11 protein-coding genes are annotated in these 19,405 nt (G+C 39.8%); all 11 read right to left on the reverse strand.

Annotated elements, in window-relative coordinates; all coding sequences use genetic code 11:
• Window positions 1-3 precede the first annotated feature (3 nt).
• Window positions 4-2,547, reverse strand: coding sequence for a glycosyltransferase (locus NSTC731_RS00745; protein WP_445629176.1), 2,544 nt, complete (start codon window positions 2,545-2,547; stop codon window positions 4-6).
• A gap of 50 nt (window positions 2,548-2,597) precedes the next feature.
• Entirely contained in the window at window positions 2,598-4,598 is a 2,001-nt protein-coding gene (locus NSTC731_RS00750) for a tetratricopeptide repeat protein (RefSeq protein WP_445629177.1), read from the reverse strand.
• Window positions 4,599-4,984: 386 nt separating this feature from the next.
• Window positions 4,985-6,265, reverse strand: coding sequence for a calcium-binding protein (locus NSTC731_RS00755; RefSeq protein WP_445629178.1), 1,281 nt, complete (start codon window positions 6,263-6,265; stop codon window positions 4,985-4,987).
• A gap of 109 nt (window positions 6,266-6,374) precedes the next feature.
• Window positions 6,375-6,545, reverse strand: a complete 171-nt coding sequence (locus NSTC731_RS00760) for a hypothetical protein (RefSeq protein WP_445629179.1) — start codon at window positions 6,543-6,545, stop codon at window positions 6,375-6,377.
• Between the two features lie 6 nt (window positions 6,546-6,551).
• Window positions 6,552-7,814: a nif11-class peptide radical SAM maturase 3 gene (locus NSTC731_RS00765; protein WP_445629180.1), complete on the reverse strand. Its 1,263-nt coding sequence runs from the start codon at window positions 7,812-7,814 to the stop codon at window positions 6,552-6,554.
• 243 nt (window positions 7,815-8,057) lie between these two features.
• Window positions 8,058-8,471, reverse strand: coding sequence for a Nif11-like leader peptide family RiPP precursor (locus NSTC731_RS00770; protein WP_445629181.1), 414 nt, complete (start codon window positions 8,469-8,471; stop codon window positions 8,058-8,060).
• Between the two features lie 71 nt (window positions 8,472-8,542).
• Window positions 8,543-11,635: a tetratricopeptide repeat protein gene (locus NSTC731_RS00775; RefSeq protein WP_445629182.1), complete on the reverse strand. Its 3,093-nt coding sequence runs from the start codon at window positions 11,633-11,635 to the stop codon at window positions 8,543-8,545.
• Window positions 11,636-12,174: 539 nt separating this feature from the next.
• A complete protein-coding gene (locus tag NSTC731_RS00780) occupies window positions 12,175-12,426 on the reverse strand; it encodes a hypothetical protein (protein ID WP_445629183.1) in 252 nt (83 codons plus the stop codon).
• Between the two features lie 435 nt (window positions 12,427-12,861).
• Window positions 12,862-13,650: a peptidylprolyl isomerase gene (locus NSTC731_RS00785; protein WP_445629184.1), complete on the reverse strand. Its 789-nt coding sequence runs from the start codon at window positions 13,648-13,650 to the stop codon at window positions 12,862-12,864.
• 175 nt (window positions 13,651-13,825) lie between these two features.
• Window positions 13,826-15,370: an HlyD family efflux transporter periplasmic adaptor subunit gene (locus tag NSTC731_RS00790; RefSeq protein WP_445629185.1), complete on the reverse strand. Its 1,545-nt coding sequence runs from the start codon at window positions 15,368-15,370 to the stop codon at window positions 13,826-13,828.
• Window positions 15,371-15,526: 156 nt separating this feature from the next.
• Window positions 15,527-18,637, reverse strand: coding sequence for a peptidase domain-containing ABC transporter (locus tag NSTC731_RS00795; protein ID WP_445629186.1), 3,111 nt, complete (start codon window positions 18,635-18,637; stop codon window positions 15,527-15,529).
• Window positions 18,638-19,405 lie beyond the last annotated feature (768 nt).

Consider the following 19,405-nt stretch of genomic DNA (forward strand, 5'->3'; position numbering starts at 1 on the left):
ATCCTATAGTGCGATCGCAGTTTGTGGGGGTTTTAATTCAGTAGGAATATTGTCTACAGGTGCTAATAGCAACTTAGCAATGATTGCTTCGCGTAGGGGAGCGGCTTCATCTTGAGTCAACAAAGCGAATAACTTTGCTACTGCTTGTGGGGAGCGATCTATTTTGAGGGACTCTTGCAGTATAGACAAAGCCCCGGCGATATTGCCTACCTGGAGAGGAATTGCTGCTCGTGTCAGACAATAGTTGAAATTTTGGCTGCGAGCTTCTCTGGTAATCTTGGCGCGCTGCTCAATGGGAAAATAGGTATCAGAAATTTCAATCGCATGGCGGATAGCTTTTGGCATCTTTCCAGAAAGCCAATTTGCAGATGTCAATTTTTGGGTATGTTCGCGATAACGTGCCAAAATGCCTGGTTCGTACCACCAATCGTAATTAGCAGCATAGCGTTTAAATATTTCCCAGTCAGAAATTTCGGTTAAGTGCGGGTAATGCCCTCCTAACTGTTCGTAAGCGGTTCGACGAATGACTATTGCAGGTATGGTTACTAGACCACAGACACCAATCTGGGACAGCCAATTTGTCATGATGCCCCTGTGTTCTCCATACACCGAAACTACTTCTCCAGTGTTGATCGTTTCTCCTTTTTCGTTCATATATTCAAAACCGGTACAACCAACCCCAACTGTATCTGGGCAAGTTGCCAGACTTTGCTGGAGGCGTTCATAAAAACCTGGAAGTACACAGTCATCATCATGGAGAACATGCACCCACTGACCGCGACTTAGGGCAATTCCGGCGTTATAATTTCTCGCTCCCCCAATATTTTCTTGATTGCGGTAGTAGCGGATTATTCCTCCCCCAATACTGTTTACTAGATCGAACAACGGTGTTGTACTGGCATTATCCATTACCAGAATTTCCATCTGCTCTGCCCCAGGCCATTGCACCAAGACGCTAGCTAGACATTCCAAGAGATAATCGGTGCGGTTATATACCGGAATCACTACAGTCCAAAATGGTCGAGGTTTCTCTGGGTCTGTTAAAGGTGGAATCGCTGGAAACTGATAGTTGCCAACAGTAACCTCACTTTGAGGAATCGGGGGAGTAACGAGCATTTCTGGAGTGATGGCAGCATCAAAGTAAGCAGATACGGCTTTGGCATAGTGAGGATTAAGTAAAGTTAATGCCTGACGATACACAGAAATCGCCTCTGCTCTCTTGTTTTGAGCTTGGTAAACCTGACTCAAACGGATGTAGATTTTCCAGTTTAAAGGATTGAGTTTTAGGGCTTGGCGATATGAGGCGATCGCTTCTGACCATTCAGCTTCTTCTTGCAGGATGTTGCCTAAGCTATAATATGTCTCTGGTGAATTTGGGTCAAGAGCGATCGCTTGACGATAATAATTAATTGCTTTCTTAAAATCCCCTGCGATCGTGCAAGAATGTGCAAATTTCTGATTCAAATCCGCGTAGTGTGCTTGTTGAGCTTTTGATAGTTTCCCTTGGGCGTTTAGGGCGTTGCCTAAGTTGACTTCTGCTTCGGCAAAGTTGGGTTGAAGTTCTAAGGCTTTTTGATAACAAGCAACTGCTTCATCAAACTTACCTTGTTGTTCCAAGGTATGACCAGAGTTATTATGCATTGCTACGAGCTTTGACTCTAGAGCTATGACATCAGGCAGAGAAGCAAAATCGAAATACAATAAAAACCTTTCGTAAGGGATATTTTGAAAGTTTTTATTTTCTTGCTTAAATTTTTGAGAGAATAAAACTAATTCTTTCTCTCTATTTCTTTTCTCCAGATCGTTCAGTTTTTCTAAAAGCTCGCCATCTAATTCTCTACCGCCATTTCTCGAAAATGCGTTCTTTTTTAACCAATGTGTATGCCAAAAAATAAAACCTAAATAATATAGTGTAATTTCTTCAAATTGAATTGCTTCACAGAATGGAATTTTGGCATTTTTATCGAAAATGTGTTGCGGTGAAACTGTCCAATATGCCACATCTCCATCACCAGAAGCAACACATTTTAAATTTGTGTAGTAGTTGGGATCGTTTGGACGTTGATATAAATTTATTCCTGAAAAAAATAAGGCTGTATTTTGCAGAGGATTTTGCTTCAAATAATTATAAATAATTTTTAATTTATCAGGAATACCTATGCAATCGCCGTCGATATAAACGCAAATTTTATACCGCGTCTGACTCAAACCAAAATTAGAATAAAAAACGAAAGAATGAATGTTGTTTACATCCAATTCAACTTGTTCTTTTGTACTAAACGAATAGACGTGAGGTAAGTAATGAAAAGCCCGTATTTTCTGAGGATATTTTTGTGTAAATGTCTCTATTATTTGAGGAGTTTTGTCTGTACACTGATGAAACACAATTACCAATTCATCAACATAATCAATCCAAGATTCGATTGTTGGTGCCAAAAATTCCTCTTCATTACGAACTCGCATCAGACCGCTGATCCCATCTTGTCGATTTTGTGGCTCAAAAGATGATGTATTTATAGTAGGATGCTCAACTTGACTAATTGACATAGTTTTTTAGTCCAAAACTAGAAAATTTTTACTTTTTCCTAAACAAGTCTTTATAAAGGAAGTGAGATCAATTTTGAGGCAATTTCTTCACGTAAAGGAGCTGCTTTTTCTTGTGTTAACCACCGGAATAACTTTGCCACTGCTTCCGAGCTACAATCTATTTTTAAAGCTTCTTCTAACCCTTGCCAAACTCCAGCCAGATTCCCAGCCTGTAGGGGGATTATCAGCGATTCTAGACAATAAAGAAAATAATGACTCCTGGATTGGGTGGTAATTTGTGCCGAGTATTCAATAGGAAAATAACTCTTTGAAATTTCAATTGCACGGCGGATGGATATCATCTGTTTCCCAGAGAGTAACAGTTGGCTAGTGACATTGTTAGCATGTTCGCGGTAACGAGCTAAAATTCCTGGTTCATACCACCAATCATAAACAGAGGCAATGCGTTTATAAACTTCCCAATCGCTTGTATAAGTCAGTTCAGGATGATATACGCCCAATTGTTCGTGTGCTTCTCGACGAATCACTACCGCAGGCATATTCAATGAGTTACTAACTCCGATAATTTGCAACCAATTTTGGGCAATTCCTCGCTGCTCTCCATAGACTTGTTGGCTGAAAATTACTTCCCCTTTCTCGTTAATATTTTCATAACCTGTAAAAGCGGCTCCTATAGAATCTGAAGACTTTTCTAGACTTTCTTGTAGCCGAGAATAAAAACCTGGGAGAATATAATCATCATCGTGCAGTAAATGAATCCAATGACCGCGAGTTAAAGCAACTCCGGCATTCCAATTTCCTGGCAAACCGAGATTTTGCGGATTGCGATAGTAGTTGATTATTCCTTGTCCGATACTATTCACCAGTTCAAATACTGGCGTTGTACTAGCATCGTCCATGACGATGATTTCCATCTGCTCTTTTCCTTGCCATTGGGTCAATACACTAACAAGGCATTCGAGTAGATAATCTATGCGGTTATATACAGTTACCACCACACTCCAGAAAGGACGCTTACCTGTATTTGCTACGGTTGGAATGGTCGGAAAGCTGTATTGTCCTACAATTACCTCTCTTTGGGGAATTGAGGGCGTGACTGGTGCTTGTTGAGGAATTTCAGCATCCTCATTAGATACTAACGCTTTGGCATAGTGAGGATTAATTAGCTTTAATCCTTGTCGATAGGCAGAAACAGCTTTCTGATATTGGTTGAGTTGTTGATAAATTTTGCCTAAATTGAGGTATACTTCTCCATCGTTGGGATTAAGTTCTAAAAGTTTTTGGTAGGATGCGATCGCCTCTGCTAATTCTCCTTGTTCTTGCAGCGCCAAAGCCAAGTTATAATGAGCTTCTAACAAATTTGGTTGTAGTGCGATCGCTTGCTTGTGACAAGTAACAGCATTTTTCAGATCCCCTGCTTTTTTCCGGGCAACACCCAATTGATTATTTAATTGTGCATAGTAGATTTCTCGATCGCTGGAGAGCTTACCTTGAGCGTGTAACGCATTGCCCAAATTAGTCTCTGCTTCGATAAAGTCTGGCTTTAACTCTAAAGCTTTTTGATAATAGTTAATTGCTTCTTCAAATAATCCTTGTTGTTGCAGAGTATAACCCAAGTTGTTGTAAATTGGTAATGAATTAGGTAATAAAACTAAAGCTTGCCGATAAGCTTTCTCTGCTTCGGAAAACTGTTCTTGAACTAAATGCAAATTACCTAAACTGAACCAAGTTTTCACAGAATTTGGTTGAATTTGTGAAGCCGCACTTAGCCACTGTTCAGCAGTTTTGAGTTGCCCCATCTGCTGCGCTAACATCCCTAATCCATATAAAGCTTCATGGTTATCGGGTTGTTTTTCCAGAACTTGACTATACAGCAGTTCTGCCTCCAATAAACTATTGTCTCGTTGCTGTTGAACAGCTAGTTCCAGGATTTCAGCTACTTCTGTTTGATTTAGCAATTCAGCTTCATCCTTGTCACCTGACTGATGCTTTTGCACCGCAATTTGAATAAGAGATTTAACTTTAGATTCTGAAATATTTGTAGTATTCATAACCCTGTAGTATCTATAACTATATTTGAATTTGATATTATATTGTTATAGATTACTATAATTTCAGAACATAAGTGATAACTATTAATAAAATATTTTCCCTATTTTTGCCTGTTAATCAAGCAAGGCTATTTAATTAAAATAAGGGAGAGATTTTGTCAACAGTATGGACGAGAAATAAGCTTGAAGCTAGCGATCGAACATTACCAAGTCAAGTAATTTCAGTGCGTACACCATAGGGTTTGCTGTTGGCAAAACCTCTCCCAGAAAAGGTATCGACATTTTCTTGTACAATCAGATTTTTTTTACTCACCCGATTGTTTTGACTGAGATGCTTGTCAATCAAAGTCTGTTAGGAATGAAACGAGCAATTAGCCTTAAGCAAATTATATTATCGAGCTGAGATCGCTTGCACTCACGTTTGAAAATAGTATGCTTTGTTGAGGATTATTACCGATAGACAAAATATTACCGATAGACAAAGTATTACCGATAGACAAAGTATTTAAGGTGAGAAGAGCGCCATCGCTGGTATCTGTAATGTTACCTCGACTTCCCCAGCCATCTAATACAAGCTTGTCAACACCAACCTGGAAATCTTGAATTACATCAAAGTCTTTTTTCGACAAGGTATCGGTACGTTTGAAAGTAAATGTGTCATTACCTTCGCCACCAATTAAGACATCATTACCACTACCACCATAGAGTGTATCATTGCCTTTACCGCCATAGAGTGTATCATCGCCTTCGCCACCATCTAGCGAATCATTACCTTGGCCGGCGTCGAGGTTATCATTACCTCTTTTTCCAGATAGCTTATCATCCCCTAAGCTAGCATAAAGTTTATCTGCCCCGTTGGTTCCCGTCAGATTATCCTTCCGAATCGTGCCGTAGATAACATCTTTACCCAGGTTGCCGATTAAAGTATCTCCTGCCAATTCAACAGAAGTAGTATTAATTTTGACTATAGTTAAGTTGGTATTGCGATTAAAATTCCGTTCATAACTACCAACAGCACTACCATTGAGGAAATCAGTACCATTGTCGCCATCAATATCATCATCTTTATCACGACTGTCAATTGTGACATTGCGACTACGACCAAATGTTAGATCCCCGATTTGATCGGACGAGACTAATTTACCCTGGATGCCAAAATAATCTAAAACTTTGGCTTTATTGGGATTTGTGGTATCTAATACTAAAAAAGTTGTTGTCGACTGACCCTTGTTATATTCAACGTCAGGATTTTCAATTTCTTTAGCTGCCAATTTTAAATCTGCTGAAAAATCAAAAGAGAAGCTTTCATTACGACCAACCGCAAAACTAGCAAGTACCTTTGCTTCGCTGTTGGAAGTACCTTCAAATTGACCACTTAATCCAACTACAGCAGCCTTAGTGAAAAGTGATGAAAAAGTTGGATCGAAACTTGCTTGAGCCTCAGCAATTGCAGCAGTTATACCACCTTTAACTAAGGTATCTGCCTGAGTAGCAGTTAAAATGCTTGCAGCACTTTCACTATAGTTAGAAAAAGTAGCATCACCTTCAGCGGTAACAAAATTAGGACTAGGATCGGGCTTGGGATCGGGTCTATTGTTGAGATTAGTTCTACCATTGAAAGAAAGTAACTTTGGAACTGTCAGTGTTAGACTTATTCTTGATGCCATAAAAAACCTGTGTTTATTTTGTTAGTTAACAAATTTGCACGTAAATATTTGGGGAGTAGTTCTCTCCGATATTTACGAGCTAAATCTCTTGATATCCCTAATGAACCTGTTAGCTTTTATCCAGGATTTGCTTCGCTTTTAACAGCACTTTGAAATAGGTTAATTGACTATTCCAAGCGGAACGTGGAAGTAGTGGAATTTTCTCTAATTCTTGAGATGATGATGACTCAAGGTCAGTTTTTTCCGCTGAAATTGTGTTAATTTCGGAATTTTCTGCCATAATTTATTATCTCACGATAGAGTAATAAAGATCGGGTTCTTTTTGCCAACTTTCCGACCACTGAATGCTATCAGCAGTAAAGTGTAATCGGTCGTTTGCTGGCAATAAAGTATCTGTAGGCTCGACAATTAGCTCAAATTCGCCATTATCAAATGGCAATCCTTGCGCCTTTACTTTGGGAAGTACACGCTCTCTCATACCTTGTTTGGCATGAACAAGAGCGCGATGATGACAGTAAGGATTATTACCTCTCTTATTAAAGAAAACATGGGCAGTCCAACTGCAACCCCCACGACAAAGTTCAGCGTATTCGCAGGTTTTACAGAAACCCCACAGGTGTTTTGTACCTTCAGGTGTTCCTGCTCCTAGATTGAAGCGTAGTTCTTCTGCACCTTCGATAATATCATGCAAGGTCTGTTCTCGAATGTTACCACCTGTATAGGCAGTAGTCGGCAGTGAGGGACAACCCTTTATCGCTCCGTCAGCTTCAATTCCCAAAGTGGAGAGTCCTGCACCACAACCTTGCCAAAATGAGAAGTCATCCTCCTTTCCCCGTCCCCGCAACAGTCGTTCATAAGGGCCGTAGTAACCAATGTTATTTCCCGCTTGAAGTTGCACGCCTTCTTGGTAAGCACGACGCGCCACGCGCGCAAGCATAGGGTAGATATCTAACAGTTCGTAGGGTTGGAGGAGGATATCTGCGTTATCGGCGGCATTTCCCATTGGTACAGTTAATTGAATTTGCCAAGCACGAGCACCGGCATCACGAATGCACTCATAAATGCACGGAAACTCTGGCGCTGAGAGGCGGTTAATTTGGGTGTTGCAACCAAAAGAAATACCGACTTCTCGCAGATGACTCATGGTCTTAAATGCATATTTCCAAGAGCCTTTCTTTCCCCGCAGACGGTCATGAGTTGCTTCCAAGCCATCAATAGAAACAGAGACGGTACGAATTCCCGCTTCCTTCATTTTTTGGGCGGTTTCTAAAGAAATGCCATAACCGCCTGTAGTCATACCACATAACATTCCCGCCTCGTTGATAGCTTTGGCAATTTCCAACCAGTCTGGACGCAGAAATGCTTCACCACCAATGAGAGTAACTTCTTTAATGCCAACTTCTGCCATCTGCTTGACGAGATCCAAAGCTTCTTCTGGGGAAAGTTCTTTGGCGCGCTCATGTCCTGCACGGGAACCACAGTGACTACAAGCTAGATTGCACTTTAAGGTAATTTCCCAAACTGCGTAGCTTTTGCGGTGATGTGTCATAGGTTAACTCTCAATCTCAACCCTCAAAATAACCCTCTTTTGTCAGAGTGGGAAACTCCAATTACTAAAACCCTTTTGCCGCTTCACTTTCCGCTATTTAATTAATAAATAGTTACTGTTAGAAAATAAACTCTCAAAGCTGGATTAATTCAAAGTCTCAGAATTTGGGTTCGATTATTGTTTTCCGAGAGTGGCAAAAGAGGGATAAACTAACGCATTCTATTTCTTCATCGTTTTATCGGGTTATTGTACTTCTGTTTGATTAAAAACTACTCCATATAACGGTTGTATAGGTGGAGTTATTGGCTTTGGATTTGGTTTAGGAATCCATTTACATTTTTTAAGTGGTGGTTTTCCACATTCTTCGGGAGGTGAGACTATAACACCATACAATGGTTGAGCGACTGAGTTTGAAAGCCCGCCAAAGGCTCCTACTAATTCCTCTTCACTGAGGTCGTCAAACTGTCCTAGTTCTTTTAATTCCAAGATTTTAATTGAGGCTGTTTCAAATTCTTCTTGAGAAAAATTATAGCCACCTTCTTCCATGACTTTTATCACTTCCTCAATCTTATCACTCATCAATTGAGTGTAAAAAGCCTCGTCTTTAACTAGTCTGATTATGAACTCTTTAACTTTCTCGAAAATTGTTAATGACATAAATTTTACCCCCTTAATTTGAAAGTTGAAGTTTGATTGATGGTAATTGACGATCGCGTGAAATAACCCGTTTAGCTAGAAACTTTTAGTGAGTCCACTTGTGTAACTTTTTGTTGCTCGTTTTGGTAAATCTCTCCTAATTTGATGTTGGCTTCCTGGTGTTGGGGATTGAACTCCAAAGCTTTTTGATAGCAAGCGATCGCTCCTTCTAGCTCCCCTTGTTCTTGCAGTACTACCCCCAAGTTATAATGGGCATCTACCAAATCAGGCTGTATTGCGATCGCACTTCGATAGTAAGCAATAGCAGTTTGCCATTCACCTCCTTCTTGCTGGGCAAAGCCCATCTGATAATTCAATTCTGCGTAATAAGCTTGTTTCTCTGGTGAAAGCTTCCCTTGAGCAAACAGCGCATTCGCTAAATTGATTTCTGCTTCTATGCAGTTGGGCTGAAATTCCAGAGCTTTTTGATATGATGCGATCGCATCCTCCCACTTCTCTTGTTGTTGCAAGGTGTAGCCCAAATTGTTGTATATTGTCCCTGCATCTGGTCGCAAAGCAATAGCTTTTCGGTAAGCTGCTTCAGCTTCTAGTAACTGTCCTTGGCCTTGCAGCAAATTGCCTAAACTAAACCAAATTTTCACGGAGTTAGGCTGAACTTGCGAAGCTGCACTTAAATGCTTCTGAGCTTCTTGCAACTCACCTTTCTGCTGTAGCAGCATCCCTAAATTGTATAATGCTTCTGAATAGTCTGGTTGTTTTTCTATTACCTGACGATATAGCTGTTCGGCTGTATCTAGGCGATTAGCTCGATGCTCTTGAAGTGCAAGTTGAAACAGTTCAGCAATATCTTTAGCATTAAATTGTCTTGGTTTATTAACCAGCTGCAAAATAAAATCTTCCAGCGCTCTGACTGGCTTTAAATCGCCATATAATTTATGTTTATTTTCTGCAACTTGCTGAGAAATATATTGCCGATATTTAGCATCTTTCCCCAGACGGATGGCGATTTGGACGTATTCTGATTTATTTGAAGCGATCGTCTCTTCAATACCCATCATCTGTAAAATTGCTAGAGAATGCCGCGATCGCATCAGTTCTCCTGGTAAAGTGACAACCGGAATATTATGAGCAATAGATTCGAGGGTGGAGTTACATCCAGACCAACCAATACTATCTAAGAAGACATCTGCTAAAGCTGTAGTACCAGCAAACTTCCTGTCATTGAGGAAAGACAAAAACAAACAGTGATTGTGATAATCTAATCCTAATTCTGCAAAAGCATGATTTAAGCGCTGGCGAAACTTTTCTGTAATTTCTTCACTTTTGCTTTTAATAAATACAAATTTAGAATTACCTAATTCTTTAGCAATAGAAGGGAAAACATCATCATGATTGGGCAAATATTTATATAATGACTGACAACACCAGAAGAAAATATCATCCTCTTTTAAACCTATATCTGGTTTCTTAATTTCTTCGGGTGGAATTGCTAAAGGCAGATAATGAATAGATAGATTGGGTAATCTAACTAATTTTTCTGTATAATGTTCTTGAGCATTTTCGGGTTCCATTAAGTCACTGCTCAAGTAATAGTCGATTGTCGGGAGTCCACTAGTCTCAGGGTGTCCCCAAGATGTCATTTGAATTGGCGCTAATCTCAGACAACCCAGTTTGATCGCCATTGGGTCCATCCCAAATTCTGGGAAAATCAGGATATGTAATCGATCTTTTGTAATCACCTCACACCATTGTTCAGTTGAGCGTACACCTTGAACAAATTTATCAAAAGTCTTGGTGGCACTCATTGTTGAGTAATCTTTTTTGTCTCCAGTATAATAACCAAATAATTCAAACTCACTTCGATCTATATTTTCTACCCAACCTTTAATCGGAATTTTCCAATTAGAATGACTAGATAAAAACCCAGAGACAATACCAATCCGAACCTTTTGATTTTTATCTAAATTTGGCAGAACCAGCGGCTGACAATCTTGGGGATAGCGACTCGACATAATCTGGAAAATCATTTCTCCATAAGTTCGCTGTAAATCTCGGTCATTTAAACCTTGATATGTCAAATAAAAAGGTTGAAATGCTCCCACAGCTTCAGATGCTTTTGCCCGTTCTTCCTGATTAGTTAATTCATAATGTTTAGCTAAATCTTGCAAATACTGTTGATACTGATTTCGTCTGAATGCAATTTCATCAACATTAGAATAGATAACTGGTAGTTGGCTCATACAAGCACCAAATTTAGCCATATTATAGTTTGGGTTCACTTTTACGGCTTGCTCAAATGCCTGGATTGCTGCTTCTATTTGATTATCGTCTCTCAATGCTGTTCCTAAGTTGGAATATATATAATCAACATCAGGTCGAATTTTAATCGCTTTTTGATAGGATTCTATGGCAGCATCAAATTTATTTTGTGCCCTGAAAATATTTCCTAAGTTGTTATAGGTGATTGCAAAATCAGGTTGAATACTTAAAGTTTTTTCGTAAACTTCTATTGCTTCTGCAAATTTCCCTTTTTCTTGGAAAAGATACCCTAAGTTGTGATAGGCGTAATGATAGTCTGGTTTAATTTTTAGTGCTTGTTGGTAAGAATCGATGGCATCATTGAATCGCCCTTGTTTTTGGAGTACTTCTCCTAAATTAGTATAAGATGATACCAAATCTGGCTGCAATGCAATAGCTTGGCGATAATATAATTCTGCTGTCTTGAAATCGCCTGCCTTTTGCTTACCTAAAGCAAACTGCTCGTTCAACTCTGCGTAGTGGGCTTGTTCTTCTGGTGACAGCTTACCTTGAATGTGAAGAATATTTTTGATATTAATTTGTACTTCTATGCTGTCAGGGAGAATTAAGAGTGCTTTTTCATAACAGGCGATCGCTTCTTCTAGCTTACCCTGTTGTTGCAGACTAAACCCCAAACTGTTATGTATTGACCCTGCTTCAGGTTGTAATTGCAGGGCTGCTTGAAAAAATTGTTCTGCATTCTGATATTGTTCCTGTTGCTGCGCCAGCAGACCTAATCCATAGAATGCCTCTGACTGCTGGGGATCTAAGTCTATAATTTGACGATAAATCTCTTCGGCTTGGGTGAAGCGCTTACTTTGATAATATTGACTTGCGAGTTGGAGAGCATCAGGAATTGTGGTCACGTCGCTTTGCTCCAAATTTAAAATTAACAATCCCCATAAATAAATTTAGGAGCTTATATCCTTTTATTTATGGGCTATAAATACAATCTTTTTTATTTAAAATGTTTTTTGTTCCAATATCTGCAAGGAACTCAGGCTTTTGAAACTTATAACTGATATCGATTGATATCATATCTGCTTGGTTACTTCTTAAACTTAATTAACAGGAATTTTCCTCTTCTCTACCTTTCGGGGGTCTTAGAGAAGCTTAAGGCTACGATAAAATCTTTGCTCTTATGACTATTAGCCCAGAGTTTTAATTCAGGGCGGGTAAATAACACAGAATGCAATTGGGTTGAGGATTAAATGTTCTAAGTTGTAAAACTTTATTGCAGAAACATTTTTTTAAGACCAAAGGGTGTATTTTTGGTAAAAGCCGAAGGCTCAAATGAGCAAAGAGCCTTCGGCATTTATCAATATACTAAGCTTTTGAGCCTAACTCTACTTGCAGAAGTTAATACTTTTTGTAAGTAGAGTTTAATTATTACTACTTGTTACTACTAGTTGCTAGTTTGAGCAAAGCTTGATGACGAAGCAGTAGCACTATTAGGAGTAACGGTGGCGTTAGTAAAGGTTACGGCTACATTGTTGAGGCCGCCGGTTGCTGAAGCATCTGCATCAGCTTGTGCAACGCTGTTGAATTTTACAGGGGGCTTGGGCTTAATTATGATGATAACTGGCTTCTTATAAGAAGTACCACCAATAATTTCTTCAGTGGTATTTTCCAAGTAGTTCAGATCAGAAATAATCATTTGAGTTCTCCTAAAATTTGTAACTGTTGTTGGGAATATTTGGTCTAGCCAACTTGTTTCATTTGGCTATACATCTAATATACTTTATTCCTCAAAAAAGTCAATGCTTTTTTGAGGAATTTTTCATTAAAAAAACTAATATATTTGTGTTGGAAAATAATCATATCTAGTCTTATTTGAAGTTAAAAAAACTGCATGACAAATTTAAGCAGAAATAAAAATAATTACTGCCTAGCAAGAGTTATAGCAATTAAATTTAATTTTGAAATAACGCAAATACAGCACTTTGTATATATATTCACAAAACACTAAAAAGGAGAAACTATTAAGTTTTGAAGTAGATAAAATCTGTATCTGCAATATTTTTGAAGCCTCAAGGAATCTCCCATAACTTAGGTAGATACTTAGCAACAAAAACATTTGAAAATTATTAAATTATTTAGTCTTGGTGTATAACATATCTATTAATTCCTCTTGTGAACCGTCTGAGTCTATTTGAGTAACTATTTTCATCGTGGTGATTTGTTGCTTTAACCAATCAGAAAAGGATTCTGTAATGATTTTTTGGCGCAACTGTTCATTTAATTGGGGTTGAATAACTTCTTCCACCCAAATTAAATACACTCCCTTGGGAGTCGTTATCGGTTTGAGAGCTTCTGGTGGTGCAGCAGCAAAGACAGCGGCTGCAATCTCTGGACGAAAATCTTTGCGGTATCGGAGTCCTTTGTATCCATAAGCACGACGAGCTTCTGGTTCTGAGATATATAGACGAGCAATATCTGGAAAATTGATTTCGCCTTCTTCTAGGGCATAAAAAAGCTCTAAAGCCAAGTCTCGATCCTCGAAGACCACTTCGTAGGTAACGGCGGCGATATAATCTAGCTGATGTTCGTAAAAGTGCTTTTCTAGTTGATCGGAAAATAGATGATTTGCTAACTTCCGCGAAAGGATGTTGTTGTAGGCTAATTCTTCAAACTGATCTACAGAGAGGTGGTGTTTTTCTAGCCATGACCAGGTGTCTTTAGCTTTGACAAGCTTCTTGGCGAACCTTAAGTTATCTCCTTCTTGCTGTAGTTCTTCTGGTGTGACTGTAATTCCTGCCGCTTGAGCTGCTTCGGCAATAATACTTTGCGATGCGATCGCTTCTACAACAGCAGGTATCTGACAGGAGAGCTTAAGATTGTGAATGATATCTGAGGTAGAAATGGTCAGATTGTCGGGCATAACACTATATCTCCAATAATTCAGGGGATTGGGCATCCCTTCTCTGCGAGACGCTAAACGAACGGCTTACCTCGCAACGCTTGGTACAAGTTGCTCAGAGCAAGTGAGCACGCGGCATTAATTATTCCTCCAATCTCCCTTGTCCTATTTCCTGATTTGGGTGCGATATCTTTCACTACATCTCCAAACCGCCCTTTTTCAGTTTTTTAAACGGATCTAGAACAAAGTCAATAACTCGGCGTTGACGAATGATCACTTCAGCATTTGCTGTCTGTCCCGCACCTAATGGAATACGTTTGTTGCCATTTTGGACATACTGCTGGTCTAAGGTGATTTCTAATTCATAGGTTTCGATGTTGCCTTGGGGTGTTTGGCTAACTTTCGAGTCAGGCGAGATCCAAGTAACTTTTCCTGGCACGATGCCATACTCTTGGAAGGGATAGGCATCAAACTTGACTTTTACTGGCATTCCTACCTTCAAGAAACCGCTATCCTGATTAGGCATATTGGCTCTGAGTACGAAGTCTGTTGTTGCGGGTGCAATTTGGGCAATCCTTTGACCGACTTGTACCACCGCTCCTGGTTTAGTGGTGGGTAATTCAAAAATCACCCCATTAATCGGCGATCGCACCATGCGCTGCTGAATTTGTACTTTTATAGATGTAAGCTGACTTTTAGTCTGAGCGATTTCTGATTGCGTTGCTGTTATTTGTCCCTGTAAATCTTTTAGCTGCTCCTGATTTTTCATTACAGCTAGTTGTCCGGCTTGCGTGGTACTTTTATAGCTACTTTGTTCTTCTTGCAGTCGGAGTTTTGCTTGTTTGATATCAGACTCCAACGTTTTGATGGTTACTTGATAATTATTTAGCTCTTGGGCTAAACGCAATTGAGCTTGTTTAATATCTGATACAGACTTTTTATAAAGTCGTTTGCTTTCTTCCTCTTGTTTTTTGATTTCATCAACTTGGGTTGGAGAAACTGCGCCATCTTGAACGAGTGTGCTAAAGCGTTCAGTTTGCTTAGAATTTATACTCAAAAGCTTTTTAGCCGATTCTTGATCGTCGCGACTGGTAGAAATTTGCTGCTCTGCTTGTTTAACTGATGATTGTTTTTCTAACTTTTGCAGGTTATAGCTACTCAGTTTGGCATCCAGGTTTTGCTGCACCTGGTTAACTTGAGCCATTTTTTCTAATTCTTGGGATTTATTTTGTTGTTCTAAAAGATTCGTTGACATTAAAAGTTGATTTTTCAGCATTTCCAGTTGGGATTGCCGATTTTGTAGCCCTTGCAATTTGCTCTGGACTTGTTGCAGTTCTGTTTGTAGCAACTCAGAATCCAGTTCTAGTAAAACCTGGCCGGCTCTAACTGTATCTCCTTCTTTGACTGTAACTGCTTTGACACTTCCACCAGCTTGAGCGTCTAATTTTTGAGTTGCGCCTTTAGGTTCTATACGCCCTCTGGCACTACCAGTTTCATCGACTTTTGAAAGAGTTGCCCAAGGCAAGAATAGACCAGCAAAGCCGATGAGCGTATATAACAAACCACGAGTCCAAATTCGAGGTAAGGCATCGAGTAGTTTTTCTGTACCGTAGTACAAATCTTGACTTTCATTTTCTGCCTCTGTTTGCTCGTCAAATACCAATTCCTCTTGCTGTTTGTAAGCTTGATATTGATCTTGCTCATCTGGGGGGAGTGGGGACGATCTGTTGGGATGTGGCATGGTTTTATTTCCAATAACAGTAGATGAGGAGTGCGGAAGAAATCAATTCAAAACTTGTACTGAGCTTGTCGTTGGCGTAGCCTCTTTGCTAGGAGAAGTATTCAAAATTGTTTACGCACAGTCTCGTCGAGAAGAAAAAGACTGCCCAATGCCCCATCAACTAACTTGAGACATCTGTTGTTGATTCAGGTAGTAATAATGACCTTTTTTAGCGATTAATTCGTCGTGGGTACCGCTTTCTACCAAAATACCTTGATCTAAAACCAGGATTAAGTCCGCGTTGCGGACTGTAGAGAGGCGGTGGGCAATAATTACACTTGTGCGTCCTTTAAGAATTGCTTTGAGGTTGTTTTGAATAATTCGTTCTGATTCTGAGTCTAGGTGACTAGTGGCTTCATCAAACAGTAATAACCGGGGATTTCCGAGCAAAGCACGAGCAATAGCTAGGCGTTGTCGCTGTCCACCAGAAAGCATTCCGCCGCTTTCACCAATTTCGGATTCGTAACCCATCGGTAATTTTTGAATAAATTCATCGGCTCCAGCATATTTTGCTGCTTGGCTAATTTCTTCTGAAGAAGCATTTGGATTAGCGATCGCAATGTTTTCGCGAACAGTTCCACCAAACAGAAAAGTATCTTGGTCTACAACGCCGATTTGGGAACGGAGCGATCGCATAGATACACTGGTGATATCGTGACCATCAATGAGTATTTTGCCATCTGTCGGTGGGTATAAACCTAAAATTAATTTACTGAGGGTTGTTTTTCCAGAACCGCTGCGCCCTACGACTGCAACCATCTGTTCCGGCTGAATTTCAAAGTTGAGATTTTCTAATACGTTAGTGTCGCTTTCTGAGTGATAACGAAAGGTAACATTTTGAAAACAAATGTTACCGCGGAGTTTACCCAACGACTTGCGGGGTTTAATTGCTAAGTCTTCTTCTGGCTCCGCCTCCAATACATCATTAATCCGTTCGGTAGAAATCACGATTTCTTGTAATTCATTCCACAGCAAAGCTAGCCGTTGGAAAGGACTCAAGACGTTACCCACCAACATGTTGAAAGCAACTAGTTGTCCAATAGTTAGTTCGTTATTAATTACCTGGGTTGCTCCGTACCACAGCAATGAAGTATTTACAAAGGTGTGGATGACGCCACTGATAATTTGCAAGCGATTGTCAATTATTTGAGCATTAAAGTCTTTTTTGATTAAATCATTTAGCAGTTCCTCCCAACGCCAACGCACTGTCTGCTCAATTGCTAATGAGCGGACAGTACGAATTCCGCTCAGGGATTCTATGAGATAGCTTTGTTCTTTGGTAGCTGCATTAAAAATATCTCTGGAGATGCGGCGCAAAATACTTGTGCTGGCCAGCGCCAAGATAAAAAATGGCGGTACAGTACACAGCACGAATAATGCCATCCGCCAGCTATAGGAGAACATCAAAGCCAGATAAACCACTAATGTCAGCATATCCAAGACAATGGAGAGTGTCTGACCAGTAAGGAAGTGCTGAATTTTCTGGTTTTCTTGGATGCGCGAGATTATATCCCCAACGAAACGCGACTCGAAATAAGCAAGGGGCAAACGGAAGGTATGTTTGATGAAGCCTACGAGTAAGGCGATACTAATGCGGTTAGCAGTGTGAAATAACAGATATTGCCGTACACCGTTGACAGCAACACCAAACAACCCAAAAACAATCATTCCCAAACCAATGGCGTTTAAGGTTGGAACACTGCGTTGCACAAGTACTCTGTCGAGCAACAACTGGGTAAATACTGGCGTTACTAACCCAAATAATTGAATGACTATCGAAGCTATGAAAATTTCAAGTAGTGTTCGATAGTGAGGTTTGACTAGCTCAAAAAATTTCCAGAAGCTTCTACTTTCGTCTTTAGCACTTTTTAGTAGAGCTGTCGGTTGTAGTAACAATGCATAACCAGTCCAACCTGCTTGAAATTCAGCTTTTGTCAGGCTGCGTTGACCGAGAGCCGGGTCACATACAATCACCCGCTTAGGAGTGATTTCATAGACAACAATAAAGTGTTTACCTTCCCAGTGAGCAATTGCAGGTAAAGGCTGTTCTGCTAATTTATCAAGAGTAGCTTTCACTGGACGGGTGGCAAAACCCAGGTATTCTGCTGTTGCTGCCATCGCTTTTAGGGATGCACCGTTGCGAGTGACATTGGTCATATCCCGTAGGCGATTGATACTAAAATGTTTGCCCCAATAGTTACCAATCATCACCAAGCAAGCAGAGCCACAATCAGCAGCACTTTGTTGGGCATAGAAGGGATAGCTTTTGGTAATCCGCTTCCACCAATGCCCCATTTGTACTTTCGGACTGGGAAAGTAAAAACGTGATTTTTTTGTTGGCTGTTGTTGTGACGGCTTCTCTCTTTGGGGAAAAGGAATAATTTTAGATTTTGGAGATTGGGAAGTTTTTTCTCTAGTACCTAATCTTCTGCGACGCACTGAGCCGGTCGTTGTGTCTTCAGTCTCCAATTCCGTTTCGCTGACATTCATGCCAAAAGCCCACTCCCCCAACTCCGGGAAGTATTCTAATGCTGTTTGCATCTGGTCATTTTTCAGAATGTAAGCAATCGTTGGTTGCGTTGTTTCCCAATCTCCTTGTTTTGGTTGAGCAAAGATTGTACCTGGTGTCAAAGAATCGCCTTCAGAATGCCGCAGTTGACCTTTGTACAATAACCACAACTGTGAATCTTGGGATATTTGTGGATTTAGTGAGCCAGTGTCTAACTGGTGTCGCTCAAACAAAGATAAGGCTTTGAGCATTCCTGAAACTTGTGATGTATGGCGTGGGAATTGCGATACTTGGCGACATAACAACAACAAATCCCAAAGTTCTGCACGGGCAAATAGGCGATCGCGAATGTTAGGATACTTGTCTATCAACCTTTGCAATGCTTCTTGCCTGAAATAGCCAAGTTTTAGGCTTGTCGAAGCTCTAACTACATAAGGACTAAAGTTAGCTTCGGGAAACAAGGTCAATTCACCAAAAACAGACCATGCACCAAAGGTAGTAATTAAATTCTCAGAGCTATCTAATAGTCGGACTTTACCTGTAAGAATAATATATATACCAGGATTCGCCTGTGCAGATTCCCAGAATTGCTTTGCTGATGGTGGCTCCACAATTTCCATTTCTGCCAAGAAGTTCTCTAATTCTTTTTCTGAGAGTTTTGTATCCAAAGTGTACAAAATTCTTTCACCCACATTTTGCTCAGAAAGCACTGGTGGCATTTTTTCATCTCCAAAAAAAAATTTACTTATCAGTCGGAATCCAATTCAAAACTTCATTAAAAATATTATTTAATCCCGTATTTTCACCGAGGAAACTCTCAGCTTTATTAAAGTAGAGTTGAGAAAGAAACAGTATGCTAGTAAAGCATCTATCTTTTACATACAAGGTATTTTTATTGAGCAGGCAATCTACAAGTTGTTGCAGCGAGTTATTGATGTGGCAATAACTAGTGTAAATGCTAGGATATCGAGCTAGAGCTTTGTTTAACGACATTTAGCTTCAAAAGCAACTAACTGCATTGACAGCCTCCGCACAAATATGGATTGCTCATTTTTGCAATCAGCAGTGGTTGTCAGCGCTCGTTAACAGGAATTATTTTCGCAATCTAATTTGCTGTATGTAGCAATAGCTATGCAAAGTATTTCATTCCTCAATCACAAACTGAAGTTTTTTCTAGTTCAGGACAATGTTATGGCTGAAAGTTATTTCATGCTCTTGAACAACACCTGAATCGGAAGAATTTTTAAAAGAATGTTTTCAAACATTCCTAACTTTTTAACAGCCTTGTCTTGACTTAAATGGTGTGACATAATTGTAGTTAGAAATTGCATTGAGTCCTAAATTATGTGAAAACGTAATTCATTAGCAGTTGTGTGAACAAAGCCTGACAGCAAAAAAAACACAACTACAAATCTGACTAACGTTGTAGTGTTAATCAGAAATTTAGACAATGTGCAATTAGCTCCCAGCATATTCCCTAGTACTTT

The organism is Nostoc sp. DSM 114167 (genome assembly GCF_052692655.1).